The following is a 12,397-nucleotide window of genomic DNA, read 5'->3' on the forward strand; positions in this document are numbered from 1 at the left end:
CCTTCGTCATCGGGCCGGTCCTGACAGTGGGCGCAGACGCCCGCCGCCGTCGCCGGCGTCCTGGTTCTGTTGTCGCAACTGCGCACGCCGCGCTTCGATGCGCCGGCGGATGTCGTCGATCCTGCGCGCGTCGTCGGGCGTAGCCTCGCGCGCGGCCTGCACCTGCGGGGCGTCTGGCTGCGGCGGTGGCAGCACCATCGGCCTCGGCGTTCCGGCATCGGCGCGTGGCTCAGCGGAGCCTGCAACGCCGAAGGCGCGCAGCTCCAGCGCCAGCTGCCCGCCGGGGCCCTCGAACAGCGCCCGCCGCGGCTGCACTTCCAGCAACCGCCAGTCGGCCGCACCCTCCGGCGCAGCGCCTTCGCGCACGCGCTGCGAATCGCCGCCGCCGCTGGGCTGCAGGATCGCCAGCCGCACCTGCGGGCTGATCAGCACGCCGGTGAGGACGAAATCCAGCGCCGCGCCGCTGCCCTCGCCTTCGCCCTGGGCGACAGCGAGGAAGGCGCGCGGCCGGCGATCCTGGGTGAACAGTGGGCGCGACGCCGCTTCCGCGTACTGGCCGAGCGGACCGATGCGCTCGCCAACGACCGCGGGCGGCGCCGGCAGCGCGCCCGGCGCCTGCGCCGCCACCGCCGCGATGCGCGTGCCCATGCCCAGCGCCGCCGCCAGCCACAGCAGCAGCGCCCAAGCGCAGGCGGCGGCCAGCAGCCAGGTCGATGCCCTGGCGCGGCCCAACGAATGGGCGAAACCCTGCCCGCCGCTCATGGCTGTGCCCCCGCGGTGGGGCGCAGGTAGCCGTACAGGTTGAAGCCGACATCCAGCCCGCCCTCCTGCGGCTGGGCGGCGCCGGGGACGGCGAAATACCGCTGCGCGGTGATTCCCAGCGCGTCCACGAACAGCCACGGCCGCCCCGACTCCAGCGCATGCAGCACCGCCAGCATTTCGGCATTGCCGCAGCGCAGCCGCACCTGCACGGTGACCCGGCGGTAACGACCGCCGCCGGCGTCGTCACCCAGGGGGGTGCGGTTGACGATGGCGCAGCCGCGACCGCCGGGACTGGCGTCCGCCACCACCCGCTCCAGCCGCTGGATCAGCGCGGCGGCGGCCAGCTCTGCTGTCGCTTCGGCGAGGAAGCCGGACCCGCCGTCCTGCGCTTCCGGGGTCGCCAACGCGCGCTCGATCTGCGGTCGCTGCGCCAGCAGGCCGCGCAGGCGTGCGTCGCGTTCCTGCAGTTCAGCGATGCGGGCATCGGCGGCGCGCATCGGCAGCGTGAACAGCGGATGCACCAGCGCCAGATAGACCAGCCCCAGCACCGCAAGCAGCAGCGCCAGCGCCAACCAGCGGTCGCGGTCGGCGCGGATCACCGCACGCCCCCGGCCGGTGCGTTAGCTGCGGCGGGCGCGGCAGCGGTCGCCAGCTTCGCCACCAGGGTGAAGCGATCCACCCGCAGCCGCGGGTCCTGCTGCAGGGCACCGCTCAGGGCCGGCGCGCTCCACTGCGGCGCGCCCTCCAGTTTCCCGACCAGCGCCGCGGCCTGGTTGGACAGGCCGATCAGGGTCAGCTGGTCGCCTTCCACCGACACTTTCTCCAGCCAGGTGCCCTCGGGCAGCCGCTGCGCCAGTGCGTCCAGCAATTCCACCGACGACGGCCGCGCCGCGCGCTGCGCGCGCAGGTAGGCGGCGCCTTCCATCCCGTCCTGCAGCCGCTGGCGCTGCGCCGACAGCGCGCGCGCGCCGGCTTCACGGCTGGCCATCTCGGCGTGCAGCGCATCCGCGGCGACACGGCGGTTGTCCAGCAGCTGACCCATGCCCAGCGCCAGCGCCAGCAGCGCGGCCAGCGCCAGCAGCCAGTTCCAGCGCCGCCACGGATCGCGCAGCGCATACCGTTGCGCCGGGGGCAACAGGTTGACGCCCAGCGGATGCCCGGCCTCGTCGGCCAGATCCACCCCGGCCAGCCGCTCGCCCTGCCCGCCCAGGCCAGCGGTTGCCACGGCCAGCTGTTGGCGCGGTACCACCACCAATTCGACCTGCAGTTGGCCATCGCCGCGCAGCGCGAGGACGCGGCCATCGAACAGCACGTCGGTAGCGGCAAACGGGGTCTGCCGCTCGATCTCGAACGCCAGCACATCGCGCAGGCGCCCCCGCGCCGCCGCCGGCAGCAGCAGGCCGCGGCGCAGGCCGCAGGCGCCCGGCAGCAGCAGCCAGCGCGGCATGCCGATGGCGCGCTCGCGCAGCAGATCGGCCAGCGGATCCACCGCCGCGGCCAGCGGCAGCGGCAGCGAGGCAAGCCGGCGCAATTCACCCGCCTGCTGCAGTTCCAAACCCAGCTCGCCCGCGTCGGGACACAGCAGCAGGCGGTCGTCGCCCGCAGCCAGCGCCCGGCGCAAGCGCGCCGGCAGCCAGCCCAGCAGACCGGCCCGCCACCACGACAGGAAGCCGCGCAGACCCGAACCGGGCCACGGCCAGCGCAATGCGGCAGTGCTCACTTCACGGTTCCCCCGCGGCCCAATGCAGTGTCGTGTACGTCGAACCCGGCAAACCGCTGCTCCCCATCCGCAAGACCACCGACCATCGCGCACTGCGCCCATCGGCAAGCCGGGCGCGGCTCTCAATACTATACGTGCCGCTGCCCGGCGCCGGGGGCGCTGCCGGATCCACCGGCACGGCCTGCGCGGACAATCCCAGCGCCTTGCGCACCACCGCATCGGCAACCCCGGCATCCGGCAACGCGCGGCCGCCGTACACGGTCAGGTGCGGCGCCGCGGCGGCCTGCAGTGCCGGGCGCATGCCCAGCACCTGCGCCAGCTCGGACACGGTGTCGAAATGCGCGTCCTTGGCGCCGCCGTCCAGACCGGCCGCCGCGTAATCGGCATCTTCGGCACTGCCGGCAGGCTGGCCAAGGCTGTCGGCATCGCGCCAGTCGACCACCGCCGCAGCGAGTCTGGTCGCCGCGGCGCGCGGCTCGCCCAGCGCTTCGAAGAAGGCCTGCAGCAGCTCGAACGAAGCTGCGTTGAGGTCGATCTTGCCGGCCTCGTCGCGCACCGCGACATCAATCGCGATGCCGTCCAGCGCGAAGCGGTAGCTGCGCCCATCCGCCACCCAGCGGCGCGCCGGGTCGGGATCGAGCAGCCGCGACGCCGCGTATTCGATCCCGGCGCGCGCGGCCTCGCCCGCGACCGTCGCGCGCGCCACCCCGTTGCCCTGCATTGATTCGACCCGCGCCGACAGTGCATAGCCGGCCACCAGCCCGCTCAGCAGCAGCACCAGCCACAGCACCAGCAGCAGCGCCGCACCGCGCGCCATCCTCATCGCTGTGCCTCCATGCCGGCGCCCGCCAGCGGCAGCGCCACCACCATCTCGGGCCAAGGGCCGCGGGCATCGCGGATGCGTACCCGCACCTGCATCGGCAGCGCCTGCGGCGCGGTCCAGACGCGCTCCCACGGTCCGGGCCGGCCGTCGGCAGCCAGCGCGCGGTAGGCGAATTCGACTTCGGCCAGCTCATCGGCCAGCGGTTCCGGGGGCCGCGAAGCCGGCAGCGCCTCGCCTGCGCGCAGCAGCTGGAAGCCGACCTCCAGCCGCCGCGCCTGGCCGGCACCACCCACCTGCAGCGCATGCAGCTGCGGCCCGCCGCGCCCCAGGTAGGCCGGCAGTTCGGCAACGAAACGCATCGAACGCGCGTCGCCGGCGAAGCGCAGCGACTGGCCGCTGTCCGCATCGAGACCGAAGGCAATGGCCCCGGCGCCGCCGATGCGCTGCCGCAGGAACTGCGACACCGCGCGGATGCGCTCGTTGCGCTCCGCCATTGCTTCGCCGCGCGCCACCGTGGCACCGGCCGCGCGCAGGATGCCGAATCCCAGCGCCAGTGCCGCCGCCAGCAGCGAGGTGGCCAGCAGCACTTCCATCAGGGTGAAGCCCGCCGCTGCCCGCCTCATGGCCGGACGCCGTCCGCCGCTGTTGGCAGTACCAGCCGCAGCGAGTTCACCTGCAGCTGCTGCTGCGGCCCGCCGTCGCCCCAGCGCACGTCCAGCCGCAGGTGCAGCAGGCGCGCGGCGAACGGGTCGGCCGCTGCGGCGCGCGCCTGCGGCTCCTGCCACGGGGTCACCGCCAAGTGCCAGCGATAGCGGCCCTGCTCGAAGCTGCCGTCAAGTTGCCCCGGCTGCAGCAACGCGTCGCTGCGCTCGGCCAGCAGCGACTGCGCATGCAGCGCTGCCTGCCCGGCATCGCCGGCCTGGCGCAGCTGGCGACTGGCGCCGGACAGCGTGCCCAGCAGCAGGGTCAGGCCCAGCGCGAGCAGCGCGAACGCGACCACGATCTCGATCAGGGTGAAACCGCGTTGCCGCCGCATGGTCGGCACGCGCGCACCGCTGCGCCGCCGCGCGCTCATTGGGTGGCTCCGATCCGGCGCAGCCGCACCTCGCCGGTCAGCCAGGCCACGTCGACATCCCAGCCGCCGCCATTGGCCGCCATCCGCACCCGCCCGCCGGTGGCGGCGCCGTCGGGGAAAAAGCGCACCGCGCCTTCAGCTGACGCGGGCCGCAGGTCGCGCGCGCCGGTGAAGACCAGTTCGCCGGTGTCCGGCAGGCGGCCGTGGCGGCCTTTCGGCGCGCGCCAGACGCGGGCGGCCGGGTCGATCACGAACTCCTGCGGCACCCCGCTGGCGATCGCCAGCGCGCGGGTGAAGCGCAGCTGCGCGGCCACCTCTTTCGCCGCCGAATGCAGGCGCGCGCCGCGGAGGCCATCGCCGAACGCGGCCATGGCCAGGAGGCTGGCGGCGGCGATGATCACCAGCACCACCAGCATCTCCAGCAGGGTGAAACCGGCCGACCGACCGCGCACGCGCCCGTCCGCTTATTCGAAGCGCAGGTCGGCGTCCACGCTGTCGCCGCCGGGCTGGCCGTCCGCGCCCAGGCTGACCAGGTCGAACGCCCGCCCTTCGCCCGGCAGCTTGTACTGCACCGGATGCATCCACGGATCCTTCAGGTCGGCCGGCTTGGCGTAGGGGCCCAGCCAGCCGGCGGCCCCGGGCGAGGTGACCAGCGCGTCGAGGGTGGGCGGCAGCGCGCCGGTATCCATCTGGAACTGCTGCACCTTCTCGGCCAGCGTCTGCAGCTGCGCCTGCGCCAGCTTGACCTTGGCGCGGTCGCCGCCGCCCAGGATGCGCGAGGCGGCGAAGGCGACGATGCCGCCGATCAGCACCACCACCACGATGATCTCGATCAGCGAGAAGCCGCCCTGCGCGGCCCTGGGGATCGGACGGAAATTGCGACGTTCACGCATTGCACTGCCCCGGCTTGGGTTGTAGTTCGGATTTCGGATTTCGGATTTCGGATTTCGGATTTCGGATTTCGGATTTCGGATTTCGGATTTCGGATTTCGGATTTCGGAAGGATGGCTGGCGCACTCATCCCACCACGTTGGTCAGGTCGTAGATCGGCGCCAGCACCGACAGGATCACCACGCCCACCACCGCCGCCAGTACCAGCGTCACCACCGGCACCAGCGCCGCCAGCAGCCGGTCCATCGCCGCCTGCGTTTCCTGGTCGAAGGTATCCGCGGTCTTCAGCAGCATGGCATCCAGCGCGCCGGACTCCTCGCCCACCTGGATCATCTGCAGCGCCAGCCGCGGCAGCCGCTTGCCCCTGGCCAGCGCGGCGGACAGGCCGATGCCGTTCTTCACTTCCTCGGCGGCCGCGGCCACGTCGTCGGCCAGCACTCGGTTGTCCAGCACGTTGCGGGCGATGCCCAGCGCCGACAGCAGCGGCACGCCGTTGCGCAGCAGCGTGCCCAGCGTGCGCGCCAGCCGCGCGGTTTCGAGTTTGGCCACCAGCGGCCCGGCCAGCCTGCTCTGCAGCAGCCAGCCGTCGAAGCGGCGCATCACCGCGGGATCGCGGCGCAGGCGCTCCAGCCACAGCACCAGCAGCAGCGGCACCGCCAGGATCGCGATCCACCAGCCGCGGACGAACACGCCCACGCCCAGCACCAGCCGCGAGAACCACGGCAGCTGCGCGTCCAGGCTCTCGTACATGCCGGCGAACTGCGGCACCACGTAGCCCAGCAGGAACAGCAGCGAGAGCCCCACCATGGCCAGCAGGATCACCGGATACACCATCGCGTTGACCACGCGGGTACGCAGCGCACGCGAACGCTCCAGGTAGTCGGCCAGCCGCTGCAGCGTTTCGTGCAGGCTGCCGCCCGCTTCGCCGGCGCGCACCATGTTCACGTACAGCCGGCCGAACGCGCCGTGCTGGCGCTCCAGCGCCGTCGACAGCGAAGCGCCACCGCGCACCGCGTCGCGGATGTCCTCGACGATCCGCCGGGCCGCCTCGTCTTCCGGGAGCTCCAGCAGGATGCCCAGCGCGCGGTCCAGCGGCTGCCCTGCGCCCAGCAGGGTGGCCAGCTGCTGGGTGAACTGCACCAGCCGCGCGCCGGCGAACGGCTTGGGCTTGAGCAACGTCCGCCACGGCACCTCGCCGCCCGCTTCCGACACGGGCCTGGCTTCCACCGGAAGATGGCCCTGCTCCTGCAGCCGCGCTGCCACCTCGGCCTCGCCGGCCGCTACCATCTGCCCATCCAGCAGCTCGCCGCGCGCGTTCAGCGCCTTGTAGCGGTAGAGCGCCATCGGCTCAGGCGTCCTCGGTCACGCGCAGGACTTCCTCGATGGTGGTCTCGCCGCGCAACGCCTTGGCGATGCCGACCTCGTACATCGTCGCCATGCCGGCCTCGCGCGCGAGGCTCTCGATTTCGTCCATGCCGGCGTGGCGCATCACCGCACGGCGCACCGCGTCGTCCATCACCAGCAACTCCATGATGGTGGTGCGACCGAGATAGCCGGTGGCCGACAGCGCCGACGGCACCGCGCGGTACAGGAAGATCTCGCCCTGCGGCTGGAAGCGGCGCAGGCCGAATTTCTCGATTTCCTCCGGCGAGGCCGGGTACTTCTGCGCATGCACCGGCTCCAGCCGGCGCACCAGCCGCTGGGCCACGATGCCGTTGACGGTGGAGGTGAGCAGGTAATCCTCCACCCCCATGTCCAGCAGGCGGGTGATCCCGCCGGCGGCGTTGTTGGTGTGCAGCGTGCTCAGCACCAGGTGGCCGGTGAGCGCGGACTGGATGGCGATGCGCGCGGTTTCCAGGTCGCGCATCTCGCCGATCATGATGATGTCCGGATCCTGGCGCACGATGCTGCGCAGCGCGCTGGCGAAATCCAGCCCGATCGCCGGCTTGGCCTGGATCTGGTTGATGCCCTCGATCTGGTATTCCACCGGGTCTTCGACGGTGATGATCTTGACCTTGGGCGTGTTGAGCCTGCTCAGCGCGGTGTACAGGGTGGTGGTCTTGCCGGAGCCGGTCGGGCCGGTCACCAGCAGGATGCCGTGCGGCTGCTCCAGCACCTTCTGGAAGCGCGGCATGAACGCGCTGCCGAAACCCAGCCGCTCGAAATCCAGCACCACCGTCTCGCGGTCGAGCAGGCGCATCACCACCGATTCGCCGTGCGCGGTGGGCACCGTGCTCACGCGCAGGTCGAGTTCCTTGCCCTGCACGCGCATCACGATGCGGCCGTCCTGCGGCAGGCGCCGCTCGGCGATGTTGAGCTTCGCCATGATCTTGATGCGGCTGATGATCGCGGCGGTCAGGTTGGTCGGCGGGCTTTCGCCCTCCTCCAGCACGCCGTCGATGCGGTAGCGCACTTTCAGCCGGTTCTCGAACGGTTCGACGTGGATGTCGGAGGCGCGCAGTTCGACCGCGCGCTGGATCAGCAGGTTGACCAGCCGGATCACCGGTGCTTCCGAGGCAAGGTCGCGCAGGTGCTCGATATCGTCGGGCCCGGCTTCGCCTTCCGCGCCTTCGACGATGCCTTCCATCGCGCTGCGGCCCTGGCCGTGCCAGCGTTCGATCAGCTCGTCGATCTCGGAGCGCACCGCCACTGCAGGGCGCACCGCACGGCCAGCCGCCAGCCGCACCGCCTCCAGCACATAGCCGTCCTGCGGATCGGCCAGCAGCACGTCGATGCCGTTGGCGTCCGCCGTCACCGGCACCACGTGGAACTGCTGCATGAACTTGACGCCCAGCGCCACCTCTTCGGGCGGCAGTTCCGGCACGTCCCGGGCGCTGCGCAGCGGCAGCTCCAGCGCGGCCGCGCAGGCCTCGGCATGGTCGCGCTCGGACACCAGGCCCAGCCGTGCCAGCAGGTGCAGCAGGCTGCCGCCATCCTCTCCATGCAGCCGCCGCGCGCGCGCCAGGTCCGGTTCTTTCAGTTTGCCGCGCTGGAGCAGCAGGGCGACGATGCGTTCGTCCGCATCCGCCTGCAGCGGCTCAAGCTGAGTTGCAACTGCGTTCACGCACGGCACTCCAACGGTCCGTCGCGGACTTTAGCAGGCCGCGGGCCGGCGCCGAAACGACAGCGCCCGGTGGCTTGCGGACCACCGGGCGCGTGGAATCACGTCGGTCGAACGAAATTGCGCGAAATCAGCCGACCCACACCCGGGCGTTGCGGAACATGCGCTGCCACGGCGAATCCTCCGGCCAGTCGGCAGGCGCCCAGCTGAAGTTGGCGCTGCGCAGGGTGCGCTCGGGGTGTGGCATCAGCAGGGTGGCGCGGCCGTCGCGGCTGGCCACGCCGGCGATGCCGTCGGGCGAGCCGTTGGGGTTGGCCGGGTAGCAGTCGGCGATGCGGCCGCCCTCGACGTAGCGCGCGGCCACGTCCACCGCGCCCTGGTCGATCACGTTGGCGAACACCGCGCGACCCTCGCCGTGCGCCACCGCCACCGGAATGCGCGAGCCGGCCATGCCGCGCAGGAACAGCGACGGCGACTCGCCCACCTCCAGCAGCGCCAGCCGCGCTTCGTACTGCTCGCTGGCATTGCGCTGGAAGGTTGGCCAGTGCTCCGCGCCGGGGATGATGTCGCGCAGCTGCGCCATCATCTGGCAGCCGTTGCAGATGCCCAGCGAGAAGCTGTCTTCACGGGCGAAGAAGCCTGCGAACATCTCGCGCAGCGCGGCGCGCTCGAGGATCGAGGTGGCCCAGCCGCGGCCCGCGCCCAGCACGTCGCCGTAGCTGAAGCCGCCGCAGGCGGCGAGGCCGTGGAAGTCCTTGAGGTCGAAGCGGCCGGCGATCAGGTCGCTCATGTGCACGTCGAAGGTATCGAAGCCTGCACGGTCGAAGCCCCAGGCCATCTCGATCTGGCTGTTGACGCCCTGCTCGCGCAGGATCGCCACCTTCGGCCGCGCGCCGGTCGAAACGAACGGCGCGGCGACATCTTCGGCGGCATCGAAGCCCAGCACCGGCTGCAGGCCCGGCGCGTCGAAGCGGCGCGCGGACTCGCGCTCGCTGTCGGCGCCGTCGGGGTTGTCGCGCAGCTTCTGCATCGCGTGGGTGACCGACCACCAGGCGTCGAACAGCTCGTCCCAGCGCCACTTCGCCAGCTCGTCGTCGCCGTCGGCGATGCGCACCACCGGCGCGGTGGTGGGCACCGCGATGCGCTGCGCGCACTCGATCAGGCCGTGGCGGGCCACCAGGTCGGCGAACGCTGCGCGCTCCTCCACCGGCACCTGCACCACCGCGCCCAGTTCCTCGTTGAACAGCACCCGCAGCGGGTCGCCGGTGCGGCCGTCGCCCCAGCCGTCAAGGCGGATGTCGAGGCCCAGGTGCGAGGTGAACGCCATCTCGCACAGCGCGGCGAACACGCCGCCATCGGAACGGTCGTGGTAGGCCAGCAGCAGGCCGTCTTCGCGCGCATCGCGGATCAACTCGAACAGAGCGCGCAAGCGCTGCGGATCATCGAGATCGGGCGCTTCGCCGCCGAACGCCGGCAGCGCGGCGCCGCCGTTGGCTTCCGGGTGGCACTGCGCCAGCACCGAACCGCCCATGCGCTGGCGCCCGCCGCCAAGGCCGATCAGCCACAGCTCGGAGTCGACGTCGCGGCGCAGCAGCGGGGTCAGCTGGGCGCGCACGTCCAGCACCGGGGCGAACGCGGACACCACCAGCGACACCGGCGACACCGACTTGTGCGCCTGGCCGTCGGCCTGGTACTGCGCCTGCATCGACAGCGAATCCTTGCCGACCGGGATGCCGAGCTCCAGCTCCGGGCACAGCTCCATGCCCACGGCTTTCACCGCATCGAACAGGCGCGCGTCCTCGCCGGCATGGCCGGCCGCGGCCATCCAGTTGGCGGACAGCTTGATCCGGTTGAGCGATTCCAGCGGCGCCGCCATCAGGTTGGTGACCGCCTCGCCCACCGCCATCCGCGCCGAGGCGGCGGCGTCCAGCAGCGCCAGCGGGGTGCGTTCGCCCACGCTCATCGCTTCGCCGGTGAAACCGTCGAAGCCGGAGAACGTGATCGCGCAGTCGGCCACCGGCATCTGCCACGGGCCCACCATCTGGTCGCGCGCGGTCAGGCCACCGACCGTGCGATCGCCAATGGTGATGAGGAAGGATTTCGCCGCCACCGCCGGGTGCGCCAACACGCGCAGGCCGGCGTCGTGCAGGTCCAGCGCATCGGTGTCCGCCTGCGGCCAGCGCGGCGGCGCCGGGTGCGCGGTGTCGCGGTGCATCTTCGGCGCCTTGCCGAACAGCACGTCCATCGGCAGATCGATGGCAGGCGGCTGGCCTTCATAGCCCACCCGCAGGTGTTCCTCGGCGGTGGCGATGCCGACCACCGCGAACGGGCAGCGCTCGCGCGCGCACAACGCGGCGAACTCGGCCACCCGCGACTGCGCCACGCCCAGCACGTAGCGTTCCTGCGATTCGTTGCACCACAGCTGCATCGGCGACAGCGAGGGGTCGTCCTTCGGCACCTTGCCGAGGTCGATCACGCCGCCCACGCCGAAGTCGTGCAGGATCTCCGGGATCGCGTTGGACAGGCCGCCCGCGCCGACATCGTGGATGCACAGGATCGGGTTGTCGGCACCGCGCGCCACGCAGCGGTCGATGACCTCTTGCGCGCGCCGCTCCATCTCCGGGTTGTCGCGCTGCACCGAGGCGAAATCCAGGTCTTCGGCGGATTCACCGGAGGCCACCGAGCTGGCGGCGCCGCCGCCAAGCCCGATCAGCATCGCCGGGCCACCGAGCACGATCACCGCATCGCCGGGCGACAGCGGCAGCTTGTCGACCTGGCCGCGATCGATGGCGCCCAGGCCGCCGGCCAGCATGATCGGCTTGTCGTAGGCGCGGGTGAGGCCCTCGCCCTCCGGCAGCTCGAAGCTGCGGAAATAGCCGGTCAGGTTGGGCCGGCCGAATTCGTTGTTGAACGCCGCCGCGCCCAGCGGGCCGTCGAGCATGATCTCGAAGGCCGAGGCCATGCGCGGGTTTAGCGCGCGCTGGCCTTCCCACGGCTGCGGCAGCGTGGGGATGCGCAGGTGCGAGACCGAGAAACCGCACAGGCCGGCCTTCGGGCGACCACCGCGGCCGGTGGCACCCTCGTCGCGGATTTCGCCGCCGGCGCCGGTGGAGGCGCCGGGGAAGGGCGCGATCGCGGTCGGGTGGTTGTGGGTTTCCACCTTGATGCAGAACGCCGAGTTGGTGACCGGCTCGCTGCGGTAACGCTGGGTGTCCGGATCCGGCCGCCAGCGCGACGCGGCATAGCCTTCCACCACCGCGGCGTTGTCGCTGTAGGCCGACAGCACGTGCTCCGGCGTGCGCGCCTGGGTGTTCTTGATCATCTTGAACAGCGAGACCGGCTGTGGCTGCCCGTCGATGGTCCAGCTGGCGTTGAAGATCTTGTGCCGGCAGTGCTCGGAGTTCGCCTGCGCGAACATCATCAGCTCGATGTCGTGCGGGTCTCGGCCCAGCTCGGCGTAGCGGCCACGCAGGTAGTCGATCTCGTCGTCGGCCAGCGCCAGCCCGAGGCGCGCATTCGCCGCCTCCAGCTGCGCCAGCGGGATCACTTCGACATCGCCCGCGGGCTGCGCGGCGAACAGCGCCGCGCCGGCGTCGCGCGCGGCCAGCAGCGACTGGGTCATCGGGTCGTGCAGCAACTTGGCCAGCGCCGCCTGGGTGGCGGCATCGTCCGGCCAGCCGGTCAGGTCGAGGCGCAGGCCGCGCTCGACGCGCCGCACCGGCAGGCCGGCGCCGCGCAGCAGCTCGGTGGCCTTGCTGGCCCATGGCGACAGCGTGCCCAGCCGTGGCACCACGAAGCGGCTGACCGCGTCGGCGGCGGCGGCGGCGGCGAAGCCATCCTCCGCCTGCAGGATGCGGCGCAGCGCGGCGGCATCCGGCGTGGCGCCGGGTTCCGGGTCGATCCAGTAACCGTGCCAGGCCCCGGCGATGCGCAGGCCGGGGACTAGGCTTTGAAGACGGGCTTGCAGGCGGTCGCGGCGGAATGGCGACAGGGCGGGCGCGCCCTCGAGGACGATCATGTCCGGCAGCTGTTGGGGACGGCCCGACATTGTAGCCGAGCCGAACA

Annotated in this window: 11 protein-coding genes; all 11 read right to left on the reverse strand. The window is 72.0% G+C overall.

All coding sequences use genetic code 11. The features are described from left to right. Nucleotides 1-6: 6 nt before the first annotated feature. The 11 genes from G582_RS0107175 to purL all read right to left on the reverse strand — a co-directional run bounded on the left by G582_RS0107175 (nucleotide 7) and on the right by purL (nucleotide 12,350). Nucleotides 7-762 carry a hypothetical protein gene (locus tag G582_RS0107175; protein WP_028839256.1) on the reverse strand — a complete coding sequence of 252 codons (756 nt, stop codon included), beginning with the start codon at nucleotides 760-762 and terminating at the stop codon, nucleotides 7-9. Beyond that, nucleotides 759-1,361 carry a type II secretion system protein GspM gene (gene gspM / locus G582_RS15870; protein ID WP_038053253.1) on the reverse strand — a complete coding sequence of 201 codons (603 nt, stop codon included), beginning with the start codon at nucleotides 1,359-1,361 and terminating at the stop codon, nucleotides 759-761. The genes G582_RS0107175 and gspM overlap by 4 nt, the downstream gene beginning before the upstream one ends. Next, nucleotides 1,358-2,482: a PilN domain-containing protein gene (locus tag G582_RS0107185; RefSeq protein ID WP_038053255.1), complete on the reverse strand. Its 1,125-nt coding sequence runs from the start codon at nucleotides 2,480-2,482 to the stop codon at nucleotides 1,358-1,360. The genes gspM and G582_RS0107185 overlap by 4 nt, the downstream gene beginning before the upstream one ends. A gap of 1 nt (nucleotide 2,483) precedes the next feature. Next, entirely contained in the window at nucleotides 2,484-3,305 is an 822-nt protein-coding gene (locus G582_RS0107190; RefSeq protein WP_028839258.1) for a type II secretion system minor pseudopilin, read from the reverse strand. Continuing rightward, nucleotides 3,302-3,928, reverse strand: a complete 627-nt coding sequence (locus tag G582_RS0107195; RefSeq protein ID WP_028839259.1) for a hypothetical protein — start codon at nucleotides 3,926-3,928, stop codon at nucleotides 3,302-3,304. Before G582_RS0107195 ends, G582_RS0107190 begins: the two co-directional genes overlap by 4 nt. Then, the gene (xpsI, locus tag G582_RS0107200; RefSeq protein ID WP_028839260.1) at nucleotides 3,925-4,341 is read right to left on the reverse strand and encodes a type II secretion system protein XpsI; all 417 of its coding nucleotides are present in this window, start codon (nucleotides 4,339-4,341) and stop codon (nucleotides 3,925-3,927) included. Before xpsI ends, G582_RS0107195 begins: the two co-directional genes overlap by 4 nt. 35 nt (nucleotides 4,342-4,376) lie before the next feature. Next, nucleotides 4,377-4,832 carry a type II secretion system protein XpsH gene (xpsH, locus tag G582_RS0107205; protein ID WP_051246952.1) on the reverse strand — a complete coding sequence of 152 codons (456 nt, stop codon included), beginning with the start codon at nucleotides 4,830-4,832 and terminating at the stop codon, nucleotides 4,377-4,379. A gap of 12 nt (nucleotides 4,833-4,844) precedes the next feature. After that, the gene (gene gspG, locus G582_RS0107210; RefSeq protein ID WP_028839262.1) at nucleotides 4,845-5,273 is read right to left on the reverse strand and encodes a type II secretion system major pseudopilin GspG; all 429 of its coding nucleotides are present in this window, start codon (nucleotides 5,271-5,273) and stop codon (nucleotides 4,845-4,847) included. Nucleotides 5,274-5,397: 124 nt separating this feature from the next. Next, entirely contained in the window at nucleotides 5,398-6,615 is a 1,218-nt protein-coding gene (gene xpsF, locus G582_RS0107215) for a type II secretion system protein XpsF (RefSeq protein WP_028839263.1), read from the reverse strand. A gap of 4 nt (nucleotides 6,616-6,619) precedes the next feature. Further along, the gene (gene gspE, locus G582_RS0107220; RefSeq protein WP_028839264.1) at nucleotides 6,620-8,335 is read right to left on the reverse strand and encodes a type II secretion system ATPase GspE; all 1,716 of its coding nucleotides are present in this window, start codon (nucleotides 8,333-8,335) and stop codon (nucleotides 6,620-6,622) included. A 127-nt stretch (nucleotides 8,336-8,462) separates the two neighbouring features. Continuing rightward, nucleotides 8,463-12,350 carry a phosphoribosylformylglycinamidine synthase gene (gene purL / locus G582_RS0107225; RefSeq protein ID WP_028839265.1) on the reverse strand — a complete coding sequence of 1,296 codons (3,888 nt, stop codon included), beginning with the start codon at nucleotides 12,348-12,350 and terminating at the stop codon, nucleotides 8,463-8,465. Between the last annotated feature and the right edge of the window lie 47 nt (nucleotides 12,351-12,397).

It is taken from the genome of Thermomonas fusca DSM 15424 (assembly GCF_000423885.1).
Lineage (GTDB): Bacteria > Pseudomonadota > Gammaproteobacteria > Xanthomonadales > Xanthomonadaceae > Thermomonas > Thermomonas fusca.

Excerpts from the sequence above, each read along its gene's own strand:
- G582_RS0107175 (WP_028839256.1), bottom strand. The coding sequence starts at position 762 with ATGAGCGGCGGGCAGGGTTTCGCCCATTCGTTGGGCCGCGCCAGGGCA.
- G582_RS0107190 (WP_028839258.1), bottom strand. The coding sequence starts at position 3,305 with ATGAGGATGGCGCGCGGTGCGGCGCTGCTGCTGGTGCTGTGGCTGGTG.
- G582_RS0107195 (WP_028839259.1), bottom strand. The coding sequence starts at position 3,928 with ATGAGGCGGGCAGCGGCGGGCTTCACCCTGATGGAAGTGCTGCTGGCC.
- xpsI (WP_028839260.1), bottom strand. The coding sequence starts at position 4,341 with ATGCGGCGGCAACGCGGTTTCACCCTGATCGAGATCGTGGTCGCGTTC.
- gspG (WP_028839262.1), bottom strand. The coding sequence starts at position 5,273 with ATGCGTGAACGTCGCAATTTCCGTCCGATCCCCAGGGCCGCGCAGGGC.
- xpsF (WP_028839263.1), bottom strand. The coding sequence starts at position 6,615 with ATGGCGCTCTACCGCTACAAGGCGCTGAACGCGCGCGGCGAGCTGCTG.
- purL (WP_028839265.1), bottom strand. The coding sequence starts at position 12,350 with ATGATCGTCCTCGAGGGCGCGCCCGCCCTGTCGCCATTCCGCCGCGAC.